At 72.8% G+C, this 15,256-nt stretch carries 12 protein-coding genes and 1 pseudogene; 8 read left to right on the plus strand and 5 right to left on the minus strand.

Features of this window, described 5'->3' with window-relative positions:
- Positions 1-2: 2 nt before the first annotated feature.
- Positions 3-524 carry a MarR family winged helix-turn-helix transcriptional regulator gene (locus ACZ4M3_RS06030; protein WP_467730419.1) on the minus strand — a complete coding sequence of 174 codons (522 nt, stop codon included), beginning with the start codon at positions 522-524 and terminating at the stop codon, positions 3-5.
- A 244-nt stretch (positions 525-768) separates the two neighbouring features.
- On the opposite strand from ACZ4M3_RS06030, the gene ilvA reads away from it, so the two are divergent.
- The 3 genes from ilvA (at position 769) to ACZ4M3_RS06045 (ending at position 4,101) form a co-directional block, all read left to right on the plus strand.
- On the plus strand, positions 769-2,004 hold the full coding sequence (ilvA, locus tag ACZ4M3_RS06035) for a threonine ammonia-lyase (protein ID WP_467730420.1): 1,236 nt from the start codon (positions 769-771) through the stop codon (positions 2,002-2,004).
- 190 nt (positions 2,005-2,194) lie between these two features.
- Entirely contained in the window at positions 2,195-3,241 is a 1,047-nt protein-coding gene (locus tag ACZ4M3_RS06040) for an ATP-binding cassette domain-containing protein (RefSeq protein WP_467730421.1), read from the plus strand.
- Positions 3,242-3,249: 8 nt separating this feature from the next.
- Positions 3,250-4,101 carry an ABC transporter permease gene (locus ACZ4M3_RS06045; RefSeq protein ID WP_467730813.1) on the plus strand — a complete coding sequence of 284 codons (852 nt, stop codon included), beginning with the start codon at positions 3,250-3,252 and terminating at the stop codon, positions 4,099-4,101.
- Between the two features lie 86 nt (positions 4,102-4,187).
- On the opposite strand, the gene greA is transcribed toward ACZ4M3_RS06045, so the two are convergent.
- Entirely contained in the window at positions 4,188-4,685 is a 498-nt protein-coding gene (gene greA, locus ACZ4M3_RS06050; RefSeq protein ID WP_361310152.1) for a transcription elongation factor GreA, read from the minus strand.
- 147 nt (positions 4,686-4,832) lie between these two features.
- Entirely contained in the window at positions 4,833-5,243 is a 411-nt protein-coding gene (locus ACZ4M3_RS06055; protein WP_467730422.1) for a DUF4307 domain-containing protein, read from the minus strand.
- 133 nt (positions 5,244-5,376) lie between these two features.
- On the opposite strand from ACZ4M3_RS06055, the gene mca reads away from it, so the two are divergent.
- Positions 5,377-6,258: a mycothiol conjugate amidase Mca gene (gene mca, locus ACZ4M3_RS06060; protein WP_467730423.1), complete on the plus strand. Its 882-nt coding sequence runs from the start codon at positions 5,377-5,379 to the stop codon at positions 6,256-6,258.
- A 2-nt stretch (positions 6,259-6,260) separates the two neighbouring features.
- Positions 6,261-6,482: a hypothetical protein gene (locus tag ACZ4M3_RS06065; protein ID WP_453409241.1), complete on the plus strand. Its 222-nt coding sequence runs from the start codon at positions 6,261-6,263 to the stop codon at positions 6,480-6,482.
- A gap of 41 nt (positions 6,483-6,523) precedes the next feature.
- Here ACZ4M3_RS06065 and ACZ4M3_RS06070 read toward each other — a convergent pair whose 3' ends face one another.
- On the minus strand, positions 6,524-9,748 hold the full coding sequence (locus ACZ4M3_RS06070; RefSeq protein WP_467730424.1) for a tetratricopeptide repeat protein: 3,225 nt from the start codon (positions 9,746-9,748) through the stop codon (positions 6,524-6,526).
- Between the two features lie 230 nt (positions 9,749-9,978).
- On the opposite strand from ACZ4M3_RS06070, the gene ACZ4M3_RS06075 reads away from it, so the two are divergent.
- Together ACZ4M3_RS06075 and ACZ4M3_RS06080 are read left to right on the plus strand one after the other, a co-directional pair.
- Positions 9,979-12,033: a thioredoxin domain-containing protein gene (locus tag ACZ4M3_RS06075; RefSeq protein ID WP_467730425.1), complete on the plus strand. Its 2,055-nt coding sequence runs from the start codon at positions 9,979-9,981 to the stop codon at positions 12,031-12,033.
- Between the two features lie 11 nt (positions 12,034-12,044).
- Positions 12,045-12,605, plus strand: a pseudogene (locus tag ACZ4M3_RS06080) (GtrA family protein); the annotation flags it as partial.
- Here ACZ4M3_RS06080 and trhA read toward each other — a convergent pair.
- Positions 12,504-13,187, minus strand: a complete 684-nt coding sequence (gene trhA, locus ACZ4M3_RS06085; RefSeq protein ID WP_467730426.1) for a PAQR family membrane homeostasis protein TrhA — start codon at positions 13,185-13,187, stop codon at positions 12,504-12,506. The pseudogene ACZ4M3_RS06080 and the gene trhA overlap by 102 nt on opposite strands.
- Positions 13,188-13,407: 220 nt before the next feature.
- Here trhA and ACZ4M3_RS06090 point away from each other — a divergent pair, with 220 nt between their 5' ends.
- The gene (locus ACZ4M3_RS06090; RefSeq protein ID WP_467730427.1) at positions 13,408-15,246 is read left to right on the plus strand and encodes a phosphoenolpyruvate carboxykinase (GTP); all 1,839 of its coding nucleotides are present in this window, start codon (positions 13,408-13,410) and stop codon (positions 15,244-15,246) included.
- Positions 15,247-15,256: the final 10 nt, after the last annotated feature.

A 15,256-nucleotide genomic window follows, 5' to 3' on the forward strand; every position in this document is an offset into this window, starting at 1 on the left:
GTTCAGGACGCCGGGCCCGCGTCCGCGACGGAGGCCATCAGCTCCGACAGCGACACGTTGAACCGGGTCAGCAGCCCGGTGAACGCCTCGCGCTCCTCCTCGGTCCAGTCCTGCGTGACCCGGGCCATCAGCTCCCGCCGCGAGGAGCGCACTTCCTCCAGCCGCGCCTGCCCGCGTGCGGACAGCGCGAGCACCACGGCCCGGCCGTCCTCGGGGTGGGAGGTGCGCTTGACCAGGCCGCCGTCGACGAGCGGGGCGACCTGCCGGGTGACGGTGGAGGAGTCGATGCCCATGCCGCCCGCGAGCGCCTTGACGCCCATGGGCCCTTCCAGGTCCAGCCGGTTCAGCAGCAGGTAGGCGGCGCGGTCCATCGAGTTGCGGGCCTGGCCCACCCCACCGAGACGGGTCTGCTCCGCCCGGCGGGCGAAGACCGCCACCTGGTGCTGGAGCGCGTCGAGGAGACCGGCTTCGGCGGGCGTTTCGGCCGCCGGGGACAGGTCGGAACTGGCCGGGATGGAGGGCATGGCCGTGGGCTCTCTTCGCGTGGGTCCGACAAGGATGGGGGACAGAGTACGCGCCCCCACTGCGGCCCGTACGCCCCGTACGAGAACTGGTACGCCCTCCCGCGACCGCCGCCCCGGCGCCGTCCCGCATGGCGAGATATCGCCGGTGCCGTTCGGGGCCCGGCCCGACTCCGTTCCGACCGGGCCCGGCCCGGGGCCGTTCCTCGGGCCAGCCGCCGGGCGGACCGGCTGGGAGACTGGGCGCATGAGCTATCGCGTCCCCCAGCCACTGCCGCAGGTCATCCTCGACGACGTGCGGGGTGCCCAGAAGATGCTGGCGGGTGTCTCGCGGGTGACCCCCATGGAGGGCAGTCGGCACCTTTCCGGCCTGACCGGCTCCCCGGTCCACTTCAAGTGCGAGAACCTCCAGCGGACGGGTTCCTTCAAGCTGCGCGGGGCGTACGTGCGCATCGCCGGGCTGCGCCCCGAGGAGCGCGCCGCCGGTGTCGTCGCGGCCAGTGCGGGCAACCACGCGCAGGGCGTCGCCCTGGCCTCCACGCTGCTCGGGGTCCGCTCGACGGTGTTCATGCCCGTCGGGGCGCCCCTGCCGAAGGTGGCCGCGACCCGGGAGTACGGCGCCGAGGTACGGCTGCACGGCCAGGTCGTCGACGAGACCCTGGCCGCCGCCCAGGAGTACGCGGACCGTACCGGGGCGGTGTTCATCCACCCCTTCGACCACCGCGACATCATCGCCGGCCAGGGCACCGTCGGCCTGGAGATCCTGGAGCAGTGCCCGGAGGTGCGGACCATCCTGGTCGGCGTCGGCGGCGGTGGCCTCGCCGCCGGGATCGCCGTCGCGGTGAAGGCGCTGCGCCCGGACGTACGGGTCGTCGGCGTCCAGGCGGCGGGCGCCGCCGCGTATCCGCCCTCGCTCAAGGCCGGGCACCCCGTCTCCATCGACCGCCCGGTCACCATGGCGGACGGCATCAAGGTCGGCCGCCCGGGGGACGTCCCGTTCCAGATCATCGCCGAGCTGCTCGACGAGGTCCGTACGGTGTCGGAGGACGCGCTCTCCAGCGCCCTGCTGCTCTGCCTGGAGCGGGCGAAGCTGGTGGTCGAGCCGGCCGGGTGCAGCCCGGTGGCGGCCCTGCTGAGCGAGCCCGAACTGTACGGCGCGGGCCCCGTCGTGGCCGTCCTGTCCGGCGGCAACATCGACCCCCTGCTGCTCCAGCGGATCCTGCGGCACGGCATGGCGGCGGCGGGCCGCTACCTCTCCCTGCGGCTGCGCGTCGCCGACCGGCCGGGGGCGCTGGCCGGACTGCTGGGCGTGCTGTCGGTGGTCGACGCGAACGTGCTGGACGTGAGCCACGTACGGACCGACCCGAGGCTCGGCCTCACCGAGGTGGAGGTCGAGCTGCACCTGGAGACCAAGGGGCCGGAACACTGCGCGGAGGTCGCGCGGTCGCTGCACGGCGCGGGTTACACGGTCATCGGCGGCTGAGCCGGAGCCGCCGCTCACGGGCGGCCGAGCCGTACCCCTGGCGAGACGCGATATAACGCGATACCTTGGGCCCCGGCCGGAGCCCGGCCGCCCGGCCCGCCGCCCCACCTGTGCGGAAAGCCGGTCGGCGCCCGCGCCCCGACCATAGGATTTGCTGAGGAAACACCTGATTCGCACAGGGAGAATCCATATGCCAGGCGCCATCTACGCCGAAGGCCTGGTCAAGGCCTTCGGCAAGGTACGGGCACTGGACGGCGTGGACCTCGACGTCCCGGAAGGAACCGTTCTCGGCCTCCTCGGTCCGAACGGCGCGGGCAAGACCACGACCGTGCGCGTCCTCACCACGCTGCTCCGGCCCGACAGCGGCACGGCCGTCGTCGCCGGGATCGACGTACTCAAGCACCCCAACGAAGTCCGCCGCTCCATAGGACTCTCCGGCCAGTTCGCGGCGGTCGACGAGTACCTCACCGGCCGCGAGAACCTCCAGATGGTCGGCCAGCTGTACCAGATGAGCTCCAAGGCGGCCAAGGCCCGCGCCGCCGAACTGCTGGAACGCTTCAACCTCGCCGACGCCGCCGACCGCACGGCCAAGACCTACTCCGGCGGCATGCGCAGGCGGCTGGACCTCGCCGCCGCCCTCGTGGTCCGCCCGCCCGTGATGTTCATGGACGAGCCGACCACCGGCCTGGACCCCCGCAACCGCCAGCAGCTGTGGGACGTCATCCGGGAACTCGTGGTCGGCGGCACCACCCTGCTGCTCACCACCCAGTACCTGGAAGAGGCCGACCGCCTCGCGCACGACATCGCCGTGGTCGACCACGGCAAGGTCATCGCCCGCGGCACCTCCGACCAGCTCAAGGCGCGGATCGGCGGCGAGCGCGTCGAGGTCGTCGTGCACGAGCGGGAGCACATGGCCGAGGCCCGCGCCGTGCTCGCCGGCTTCGGCAAGGGCGAGACCACCGTCGAGGCCCACACCCGCAAGCTGACCGTCCCGGTCACCGGGGGCGCCAAGCTGCTCGCCGAGGTCATCCGCGAACTCGACGGACGCGGCATCGAGATCGACGACATCGGCCTGCGCCGCCCCACCCTGGACGACGTGTTCATCTCCCTCACCGGCCACGCGGCCGAACTCGCCGACGAGGACAACGGCGGCGGCGGCACGGGCCCGGACGGCGAAGCGGAACCCGCCGCCGCGAAGGGACGCAAGGGCAAGGCGCGCAAGGAGGCCGTGAAGTGAGCGCCACCATCCCGTCCCCGATCCCGGAACTCGCGGCGCCGCGGCCGCGCGGCGGCCTGGTCCAAGGCGCCAGGGACTCCCTGGTCATCGCCAAGCGGAACCTCATCCGGATGTCCCGCATCCCCGAGGTGATCATCTTCGGGGTGATCCAGCCGATCATGTTCGTCGTGCTCTTCAGTTACGTCTTCGGCGGCTCGATCAGCGTCGGCGGCAGCACCTCGCCCGCCGCCTACCGCGAGTTCCTGATGGCCGGCATCTTCGCCCAGACCGTCACCTTCGCCACGGCCGGGGCGGGCGCGGGCATCGCCGACGACATGCACAAGGGCCTGATCGACCGCTTCCGCTCGCTGCCCATGGCCCGCGGCGCGGTCCTGACCGGCCGCACCCTGGCCGACCTCGTCCAGACCGCCCTCACGGTGGTCGTCCTGGCCGTGGTCGCCCTGCTCGTCGGCTGGCGCACCCACGAGAACCTCGGCAAGGTACTGGCGGGCTTCGGCCTGCTGCTCCTGCTCGGGTACGCCTTCTCCTGGATCGGCGCCCTCATCGGCCTGTCCGTGCGCACCCCCGAGGCGGCCACCTCGGGCGGGCTGATCTGGCTGTTCCCGCTCACCTTCATCTCGATCGCGTTCGTCCCCTCCGACAACATGCCGGACTTCCTGCGGCACATCGCCGAGTGGAACCCGTTCAGCGCGACCGTCCTCGCGGCCCGCGAACTCTTCGGCAACCTGCCGCCCGGCTACCCCGCCCCGGCCGCCTGGCCGATGCAGCACCCGGTCCTCGCGTCCGTCCTTTGGTCCGTACTGATCGTCGTGGTGTTCCGGACGCTCGCGGTCCGCAAGTACCGCTCGGCGACGGCTTAGCCGGCCGCCCCCGGATACGCGCCTGATACGCGGGAACGCCCGGCCGGATGTTCCGGCCGGGCGTTCACGCGTACGAAGGGGGGTGATCAGCCGGTGAACGGCTTGACGTCGAGGATCTTGACGGCCGCCTTCTTGCCGTTCGGCAGCTCGTACTCGGCGTTCTCGCCGATCGTCTTGCCCATCACGCCCATGCCCAGCGGGGACTGCGGGGAGTACGTCTCGAAGTCCGAGGACGCGTACTCGCGCGAGGCCAGCAGGAACTCCATGGTGTCGTCCTCGTCGCCGTCGAAGGCGATCTTGACGAGGGTGCCGGGGGCCACCACGCCGTCCGAGGCGGGGGCGGTGCCGACCTTGGCGTTCTCCAGCAGCTGCGTCAGCTGGCGCACGCGCAGTTCCTGCTTGCCCTGCTCCTCCTTGGCCGCGTGGTAGCCGCCGTTCTCCCGGAGGTCGCCCTCCTCGCGCGCGGCCGCGATCTTCGCCGCGATCTCCGTGCGGGCAGGACCAGAGAGGTAGTCCAGCTCCGCCTTCAGCTGGTCGTACGCCGCCTGGGTCAGCCAGGTGACGCTCTCGCTCGTCTGGGTCACGGGTGCTCCTCGTCGGTACAGGGGACTACAAAGCCGCCAGCGGCGGGCGAAACCACGAGCCTAACAATTCGGGAAGAAAAGGGGGAGGACACCTTCCGTATGAAGTGTGTCATCGCCAGTCACGGAGCCCCCCGCGCACCGGCCGGATCAGCGTGCGGCAGCCGCCTGGCAGCCCACCAGCTCCACCATCGTCGCGCGCCCCGTCGTCTTGAGCGAGACGACCTCGTCCACGCGCGTGTCGCGCTGCGCGAAGGTGAAATCGGCCCGGCCGACCTCGCCGTGGTCCTTGTCCTGCGAGCTGAGGGTGCACACCCCGGTGACGGCGGCGTCCTTGCGCACCTCCAGGTGGACCTTCACCTCGCTCGCCGAGACGATCTGGAACTTGATCACCTCGGCGCTCACGCTCTGCCCGGCCACGTAGTCCCAGCCGATCCAGCCGACGACGCCCAGCAGCGCGACCCCGAGCACCGAGCCGACGATCTTGAGCTTCCGGTCCGCCCGCTCGTCCGCCGAACGGCCGTACCGGCCCTCGGGCAGTCCCTCGCGCACCGTGCTCATCGACCGATCCTTTCGAGAGGGCCCAGCGGGCCGGGGAGCGGCTCCGCCGCCGGATCCCACCCCAGGAATTTTCCGTCCCCCGATTCGGTCACTATAGAAGCCTTCGCCCTGACGAATCACAGAGGATCCTGTCTTGACCGAGCAGCTTCGACTGATGGCCGTCCACGCCCACCCCGACGACGAGTCGAGCAAGGGCGCGGCCACCATGGCCAAGTACGTGTCCGAGGGGGTGCCCGTCCTCGTCGTGACCTGCACCGGTGGCGAGCGCGGCTCGATCCTGAACCCCAAGCTCCAGGGCGACAAGTACATCGAGGAACACATCCACGAGGTGCGCGCCAAGGAGATGGACGAGGCGCGCGAGATCCTCGGCATCGAGCAGGAGTGGCTCGGCTACGTCGACTCCGGGCTGCCCGAGGGCGACCCGCTGCCGCCGCTGCCCGAGGGCTGCTTCGCGCTCGCGGACGTCGACGAGGCCGCCGGCCGCCTGGTGAAGAAGATCCGCGCCTTCCGGCCGCAGGTGATCACCACCTACGACGAGAACGGCGGGTACCCGCACCCCGACCACATCATGACCCACAAGGTCACCATGGCCGCCTTCGACGGCGCGGCCGACACCGAGAAGTACCCCGAGGCCGAGTTCGGCCCGGCCTACCAGCCGCAGAAGCTCTACTACAACCAGGGCTTCAACAAGCCGCGCACCATCGCCCTGCACGAGGCGCTGCTCGCCCGCGGCATGGAGTCCCCGTACGGGGAGTGGCTGGAGCGCTGGAAGGAGTTCGAGCGCACGGAGCGGACGCTGACCACGCACGTACCGTGCGCCGACTTCTTCGAGATCCGTGACAAGGCCCTCATCGCGCACGCCACCCAGATCGACCCCGACGGTGGCTGGTTCCGCGTCCCGATGGACCTCCAGAAGGAGGTCTGGCCCACCGAGGAGTACGAGCTGGCGAAGTCGCTCGTGGACACTTCCCTCCCCGAGTCCGACCTCTTCGCGGGCATCCGGGAGAATGCGTAGCTATGAGCGCTACGCAGGCAGCAGTCACCCAGCTCCTTCCGCTGGCCGCCGACACCTTCGACAAGAACAAGGTGACGCCCGGGCTCCTGGGCTTCATCGTGTTCGCCGCCCTCGCCCTCGGGGTGTGGGGCCTGATGAAGTCCATGAGCCGGCACATGGGCCGGGTCGACTTCCAGGAGGCGCCCGAGCCGGCCGCCTCCGCCCCGGAACCCCGCAAGCCGTAGCCGCCGCGCTGCCGCCGTGACCCCGCCCCCGCCGGGCGGGGTCACGGCACGCGCACGCCCATGACCTCCCGGGAGTGCAGGTTCGGCACCAGGCCCAGGCGCCACGCCTGCCAGCCCTCCGCCGGGTCCACACCCCGGCCCAGGATCACCGCGTAGGAGTCCAGGCAGTCCGCCAGCCGGCCGTCCCGCAGCGGATGCGGCGCCGCCGCCAGCCGGGCCAGTTCCGCCGCCGCGTCCTGCGGGTCCGCCGGCACCGCGTACGGCAGCAGCGTGCACCGCAGGAACCGGGCCCAGTCCTCGCCGCGCAGGTCCCCGTACGAGACGAACAGCCGCGCCGCGTCCTCGCACAGCTCCAGCGCCTGCGGCACCCGGTCGTTGCCCGCGTCCACGACCGCCAGCTCCAGGCACGTCCACGCCTCGCCGTGCGCCAGACCGATCCGCCGGAAGTCCGCCCGCGCGTCCACCAGCAGCTGCCGGGCGTAGCCGGAGTTGCGCAGGTTCCCCGTCCGGGCCGCCCGCTGGTCGCGGGTCACCCGGCCCGAGTGGTGCCGGGCGTGCGCCAGCCCGTACACGTCCCGCATCCGCGAGAACATCGCCCGGGCCCGCTCCAGCTCCCGCACCGCCGCGTCCCGCTCGCCGCCCTCCTCCAGCGCCTGCCCCAGGTAGTACAGCGTCCATGCCTCGCCCCGCGCGTCCTCCGCCAGCCGGTGGCGGGCCAGCGCGTCGCGCAGCCGCTCCAGCGCCGGCTCCGGCTCCCCGGCGAAGACCCGGGCCCGCCCCAGCTGGGTCAGCGCCCACGCCTCGCCGCGGTCGTCGCGGGTACGCCCGTACAGCTCCAGGGCCAGGTCCAGCTCGGCCTCGGCCCGCTCCGGCTCGCCCAGCCGCAGGTACACCTGCCCCAGCTGGAAGTGCGCCCACGCCTCGCCGTGCACGCTCTCGCTGTCCCGGTGCAGCACCAGGGACCGCTCCAGCAGGATCAGCGCCTCGGCGAGCAGCCCCCGGTCCCGCTCCACCGCCGCCAGCGCGTGCAGGCCCCACGCCCGGTCGCCCGCCAGCTCGTCCGCCTCCTGCAAGGCCAGCGCCTCGCGCAGCCGGGCCGCCGCCTCCGGGAGATTGCCCTGGTGGTGCAGCGTGATGCCGAGCGAGACCAGTGCCATCGCCGCGCCCGCCTCCTGCCTGGCCTCCATGTACTGGTCGACCACCGACGTCAGGGTGGTGCGGGCCTTGTCCAGGTCACCGAGCTGGCGCGCCGCGATCCCGGTACGCCACTGCACCGAGCGCGCCAGCCGCCCGTCCGGGCCGGGCCGGGCGCCCTCCACGGTCCGGGCCAGCTCGTTGATCTCGCCGAGCCGGTAGAGGTCCCCGCGCAGCAGGCAGAAGTCGCAGAGCGCGCCCAGCAGGTCCAGTACCGCCTGCTGGTCCACGTCCTCGGAATGCCGCAGCGCCGCCGTGATGAAGCTCGACTCGTCGTCCAGCCAGCGCAGCGCGGCGTCCAGGGAGGCGAAGCCGTGCCCGCCGAAGTGGTGGGCCCGCGTCGACATCTTCCCGTCGACCATCCGGATCACCGAGTCGGCGAGGTGCGCGTAGTTGCGGATCAGCCGCTCGTGCGCCGCCGCCGACTGCGCCCGGTCCTCGTCCGCCGCCAGCCGCGCCGCCGCGTACGCGCGCACGGCGTCGTGCATCCGGTACCGCTCCCCGCGTACGTGGTCCAGCAGCCCGGCGTCCGCCAGTTCGCGCAGCAGCCGCCCGGCCTCCACCAGGTCGGCGTCGATCAGCGCGGCCGCCGCCGACGGGCCGAGCGAGGCGCGCCCCGCCAGGGTGAGCCGCCGCAGCAGCCGCCGCCGCTCCTCGGGCAGGCGTTCGTACGCCGAGGCCAGCGCCGCTTCCAGCCCGGTGCCCGGCCCCGGCACCTCGCCCAGCGGGGCCAGCACCCGCAGCGCCAGCGGCAGCCCGGCGCCGAGTTCCAGCAGCGCCCCCTCCGCCCCCTCGTCGTACGGGGCCCCGCCCGCGGCCCCGGCCGCCGCCCGGACCAGCTCGGCGGCCTCCGGGCCGGCCAGCCGCGGCACCGGCAGCTGGTGCACCCACGCCGCGAGGTCCGCCGGCAGCTCCAGCGGGCCGGCCGCCGTCACCAGCACCAGGCTCTCCGAGCGCTCCGGCACCAGCGCGCGGACCTGCGCCGGGTCCACCGCGTCGTCCAGGACCACCGTCACCGGCTGCCCCCGCAGGTGCTGGTGGTACAGCTCGCCCAGGCGCCGCACCTGCTGCTCCGCCGACGCTCCCTCGCGGAACAGCAGCTGCTCGCGCGGGGCACCGAGCCGGTTCAGCAGGTGCAGCAGCGCCTCGCGGGTCGGCAGCGGGGCCTGGCCCGCCTCGGCCGCCCCGCCCCGCAGGTCCACCACGCAGGCCCCGCGGAACTGGTCCCGCAGCGCGTGCGCCGCCCGCAGCGCCAGGGCGGTGCGGCCCGAACCCGGCTCGCCGTGCAGCACCACCACCACCGGCCGGGTCTCGGTGCCGGCCCGGGCCGCCTGGACCCACTGCACGATCCGGGCCAGCTCCGCCCGCCGCCCCGCGAACACCGCCTCCGGCTGCGGGAGCTGCCCGAAGGACTGCTCCAGCGCGCTGCGCCGGCGGGCCTGCGCGCTGCGGTCCGTACCGCGCAGCGCCGGCCCGGTCCCGCCGGCGGCCTGCTTGGCCAGGCCGACGACACCGCCGCCCGCCCCGCCCGGGCCGCGCGAGCCGGCCCGCACCGCCGCGGCCACCAGTCGCTGCTGCTCCAGGAAGGGCCGGATCCCGCGCACCTCAAGCACCGACAGCCAGTGGAGCCGCAGCTGCTCGGCGCCGCCCGGCCGCCCCAGCACCCCGGCCCGCCGGTTCGCGGCCGGCAGGTGCAGGGCCGTCACCTTGGCCACCGTCGCGGCGGCCCCGGCGACGCCCGCGACCAGGCCCGCGCCGAGGGCGGTCCCGGCCGCCACGCCGAAGGCCAGGTCCGCCCCGGCGGCGGCCGCCGCGGCGACACCGGTCACCAGCAGGGCGGTGGAGGTGTTGGCCCGCCGGAACGCCTCGGCCAGCGACTCCTCGCCGGCCGCCGCCTCGTCCAGGGCCCGTACGTACGCCTCGTACTCCTCGGCGGCGGCCGCCGCGATCTGCTCCAGCGCCTCCCGGCCGCGCGCGAGCAGCGCCGCCCCGTCCACCGGCGCCCGCCGCACCTCCTCCGCCACGGCCCGCTCCAACAGTCGCTCGGCCTCACCGCGATGGCTGTCCCGCATCGGCATCCCCTCAGAGAGCTCCGGCAACGAGCCCCAAGTGTCCTGCGGGACCCCCACGAGTGCGAGCAATCTGAGCTAGATCAGAGGGAGTTGACAACCCACCGCCCCCCACGCCGCATATATGCACCGCCCGGCCCGGCGATGGGAACCCGTGGCCGAGGGTCCCCGAAACGGCGGTCCGAGGGCCCGGTCACCGGGCCCTCGGCGCGGCTTGCGGCAGGATGGGTGCCATGTCGAACCGCCTCGCGAACGAGACCTCGCCGTACCTGCTCCAGCACGCAGACAACCCCGTCGACTGGTGGCCCTGGTCCTCGGAGGCCTTCGAGGAGGCGCGGGAGCGGGGCCTGCCGGTGCTGCTGAGCGTCGGCTACGCGAGTTGCCACTGGTGTCATGTCATGGCCAACGAATCGTTCGAAGACGAGCCGACCGCCGCGTACATGAACGAGCACTTCGTGAACATCAAGGTCGACCGGGAGGAGCGGCCCGACGTCGACGCCGTGTACATGGAGGCCGTGCAGGCCGCCACCGGGCAGGGTGGCTGGCCGATGACGGTGTTCATGACTCCCGACGCCGAGCCGTTCTACTTCGGCACCTACTACCCGCCCGAGCCGCGGCACGGGATGCCCTCCTTCACGCAGGTGCTCGAAGGCGTGCACACCGCCTGGGACGGGCGCCGCGAGGAGGTGGCCGATGTCGCGCAGCGCGTCGTGCGGGACCTCGCCGGACGCAAGCTCGACTACGGGAAGGCCGGCGCGCCCGGCCCCGAGGAGCTGGCGCAGGCGCTGCTCGCGCTGACCCGGGAGTACGACGCCACCCGCGGCGGGTTCGGCGGGGCGCCGAAGTTCCCGCCGTCCATGGTGCTGGAGTTCCTGCTGCGCCACCACGCCCGCACCGGCTCCGAGGGCGCCCTGCAGATGGCGGCCGACACCTGCGAGGCCATGGCCCGCGGCGGGATCTACGACCAGCTGGGCGGCGGGTTCGCCCGGTACTCCGTGGACCGGGACTGGGTGGTGCCGCACTTCGAGAAGATGCTCTACGACAACGCGCTCCTGTGCCGGGTGTACGCGCACCTGTGGCGGGCCACCGGGTCGGACCTCGCCCGGCGCGTGGCGCTGGAGACCGCCGACTTCATGGTCCGCGAGCTGCGCACCCGCGAGGGCGGCTTCGCCTCCGCGCTCGACGCGGACAGCGCGGACCCGGCCACCGGCGAGCACGTGGAGGGCGCGTACTACGCCTGGACCCCCGCGCAGCTGACCGAGGTGCTCGGCGAGGACGACGGGCTGCTGGCCGCCGGGTACTTCGGGGTGAGCGACGAGGGGAACTTCGAGCACGGCACCTCCGTGCTGCGGCTGCCGCAGGAGGGGCCCGTGCTGGACGCGTCGAAGGCGGCCGCGATCAGGGAGCGGCTGCTCGCGGCGCGGGCCGGGCGGCCCGCGCCGGGCCGGGACGACAAGGTCGTCGCCGCCTGGAACGGGCTGGCCGTCGCGGCGCTCGCCGAGTGCGGGGCGTACTTCGGGCGGCCCGACCTGATCGAGCGGGCCACCGAGGCCGCCGACCTGCTGGTCCGGGTGCACATGGACGGCAAGGCCCGGCTGGCCCGGACCAGCAAGGACGGCCGGGTGGGCAACAACGCGGGGGTGCTGGAGGACTACGGCGACGTCGCCGAGGGCTTCCTGGCGCTGGGCGCCGTCACCGGCGAGGGGGTCTGGCTGGAGTTCGCCGGGTTCCTCCTCGACCTGGTGCTGGACCGGTTCACCGCCGAGGACGGCTCCCTGTACGACACCGCGCACGACGCCGAGCAGCTGATCCGGCGGCCCCAGGACCCCACGGACACCGCGGCCCCCTCCGGCTGGACCGCCGCCGCCGGGGCGCTGCTGTCGTACGCCGCGCACACCGGGTCCGAGGCGCACCGCACGGCGGCCGAGCGGGCGCTGGGGGTGGTGCACGCCCTCGGGCCGCGCGTGCCGCGGTTCATCGGACACGGGCTCGCGGTCGCCGAGGCGCTGCTGGACGGGCCGCGCGAGGTGGCCGTCGTCGGGCACGCGCAGGACCCGGCGACGGCCGCGCTGCACCGCACGGCGCTGCTGGGCACCGCTCCGGGGGCGGTGGTGGCGGTGGGGCTGCCGCGCGGGGCGGACGGCAGTGGCGCCGAGTTCCCGCTCCTGGCCGACCGGGCGCTGGTCGAGGACCGGCCGACCGCGTACGTCTGCCGGCACTTCGTCTGCTCCCGGCCCACGACGGAACCGGCCGAGCTCGCGGAGCAGTTGGGCTCGGTCACCTCCTGAGCGGGCCGCCGACCGCCCGCGCGGTGCCGCGGCTGCGCGCGCGGCTGGCCGCGCTGCGCACCGCGGGCCCGCTCGTCCGCCTGACCGGCTTCGGGCTGGTCGGGCTGTCCGGCTTCGCCCCGAACCTCGCCGCGCTGTGGCTGCTCACCCGGGCCGGGGCGGACTACGTCGTGGCCGTGGTGCTCGCCAACCAGGCCGGGGTGGCGTGGAACTTCGTCCTCGTGGAGCTGCTGATCTTCCGCGACCGGCGTCGGCACCGCCACTGGGCGGACCGGCTCGGCCGCTTCGCCGTCCTCGCCAACGCCGACCTGCTGCTGCGGATCCCGCTGGTCGCGCTGTTCGTCGCCCGGCTCGGGCTGTCGGTGCTGCCCGCCACCGCCCTGGCGCTCGGCGCCACCTTCGTCCTGCGTTTCGTGGCGACGGAGACCCTCGTCTACCTGCCCCGCAGGCGGGCCGGGGGGCGGACCGGCTCAGTGCCGGTACGCGGCGAGGGAGATGCCGACGTAGTGGGCGACGAACGCCGCGAGGGTCAGCGAGTGGAAGACCTCGTGGAACCCGAAGAAGCGGGGTGAGGGGTTGGGGCGCTTCATCCCGTAGATGACGCCCCCGGCGCTGTAGAGCAGGCCGCCGGCGATCACGAGGACCAGGACCGTGATGCCGCCGGTCCGCAGGAAGTCGGGCAGGAAGAAGACGGCCGCCCAACCCATCGCTATGTAGCAGGGCGTGTACAGCCAGCGCGGTGCGCCGACCCAGAAGACGCGGAAGGCGATCCCGGCCGCGGCGGCGATCCAGACCGCCCACAGGAGCGTCCGTCCGGTGGAGTCGGGGAGGAGCAGCACCGTCAACGGGGTATAGGTGCCTGCGATGATCAGGAAAATGTTGGCGTGATCGAGCCGTCGCAGCACGGCCTCCCCCCGCGGCCCCCAGGTGCCGCGGTGGTAGACGGCGCTCACGCCGAAGAGCAGGCAGGCCGTCAGCACATAGACGCCGCAGGCGACTCGTGCCCTGGTGGAGTCGGTGAAGGCCATCAGCACGAGGCCGGCGACCACCACGGCGGGGAACATTCCGGTGTGCAGCCAGCCGCGCATGAGCGGTTTGAGCTCTGCGGGGACCTCGGGGACCGTTTCGGCCACGGCGGTGGCGTCAGAAGTCATACCGCACATGCTACCTACGGGTCCGTAGGTTTCCGTTGATGCGCTTTACGGAAGATTGACGCGAGTGGCGATGCTCACGTGAGAACCCCTCTGGACATATGCGCATACGCACCGGATGATCAGATGAGTGCGGTCGGCACCGGATGAGCGGAGCGCGAAGCGTCCGGGTCGCAGCCCCCACGGGGCATACACCAAACAAACCCCTCAACAAGGAGCAATCGTGGCGCGCGACAACGCGGCTCCCACCACTTCCGTCCCGACGAACCACACGGAGCTCATCACCTGGGTCGACGAGATCGCGGCCCTCACCGAGCCGGACCAGGTCGTCTGGTGCGACGGTTCCGAGGCCGAGTACGAGCGCCTGTGCGAGGAGCTCGTCGCCAAGGGCACGTTCAGGAAGCTCGACCCGGCCAAGCGCCCGAACTCGTACTACGCCGCCTCCGACCCCTCCGACGTCGCGCGCGTCGAGGACCGGACCTTCATCTGCTCCGAGAAGGAGGAGGACGCGGGCCCGACCAACCACTGGAAGGCCCCTTCCGAGATGAAGGAGCTGTTCGCGGGGGAGAAGGGGATCTTCCGCGGTTCCATGAAGGGCCGCACGATGTACGTCGTGCCCTTCTGCATGGGCCCCCTCGGCTCCGACCTCTCCGCGATCGGCGTCGAGATCACCGACTCCGCCTACGTCGCGGTCGCCATGCGCACCATGACCCGCATGGGCAAGGCCGTCCTGGACGAACTCGGCACCGACGGCTTCTTCGTCAAGGCCGTCCACACCCTCGGCGCTCCGCTCGCCGAGGGCGAGGCCGACGTCCCGTGGCCGTGCAACACCACCAAGTACATCTCGCACTTCCCGGAGACCCGCGAGATCTGGTCCTTCGGCTCCGGCTACGGCGGCAACGCCCTGCTCGGCAAGAAGTGCTACGCGCTGCGCATCGCCTCCGTCATGGCCCGCGACGAGGGCTGGCTCGCCGAGCACATGCTGATCCTCAAGCTCACCCCGCCGCAGGGTGAGGCCGAGGGCCCCAAGTACATCGCCGCCGCGTTCCCGAGCGCCTGCGGCAAGACGAACCTGGCCATGCTGGAGCCCACGATCCCCGGCTGGACGGTCGAGACCATCGGCGACGACATCGCCTGGATGCGGTTCGGTGAGGACGGCCGCCTCTACGCGATCAACCCCGAGGCCGGCTTCTTCGGCGTCGCGCCCGGCACCGGCGAGCACACCAACGCCAACGCCATGAAGACGATGTACGCGAACACCGTCTTCACCAACGTCGCGCTCACCCCGGACGGCTCCGACGTCTGGTGGGAGGGCATGACCGAAGAGGCGCCCGCGCACCTCATCGACTGGAAGGGCAACGACTGGACCCCCGAGTCGGGGACCCCGGCGGCCCACCCCAACGCCCGCTTCGCCGTTCCGGCCTCGCAGTGCCCGACGATCGCCCCCGAGTGGGAGGACCCCAAGGGCGTCCCGATCTCCGCGATCCTCTTCGGCGGCCGCCGCGCCTCCGCCGTCCCGCTGGTGACCGAGTCCTTCGACTGGAACCACGGCGTCTTCATCGGCTCGAACATCGCCTCCGAGAAGACCGCCGCCGCCGAGGGCAAGGTCGGCGAGCTGCGCCGCGACCCCTTCGCCATGCTGCCGTTCTGCGGGTACAACATGGGCGACTACATGGGCCACTGGATCGACGTCGCCAAGGACAAGGACCAGTCCAAGCTCCCGAAGATCTACTACGTGAACTGGTTCCGCAAGAACGACGCGGGCAAGTTCGTGTGGCCCGGGTTCGGCGAGAACAGCCGCGTCCTCAAGTGGGTCGTCGAGCGGCTCGAAGGCCGGGCCGAGGGCGTCGAGACCCCGATCGGCATCCTGCCGACCGCGGACTCCCTCGACACCGAGGGCCTCGACCTCCCGGCCGAGGACCTGGAGTTCCTGCTGACGGTCGACAAGGAGGTCTGGCGCGACGAGGCCGCCCTGGTCCCCGAGCACCTGAACACCTACGGCGACCACACGCCGAAGGAGCTGTGGGACCAGTACCACGCGCTCGTCGAGCGCCTGGGCTGATCCCGCCCTC

It is taken from the genome of Streptomyces sp. NPDC026522, from assembly GCF_055567555.1.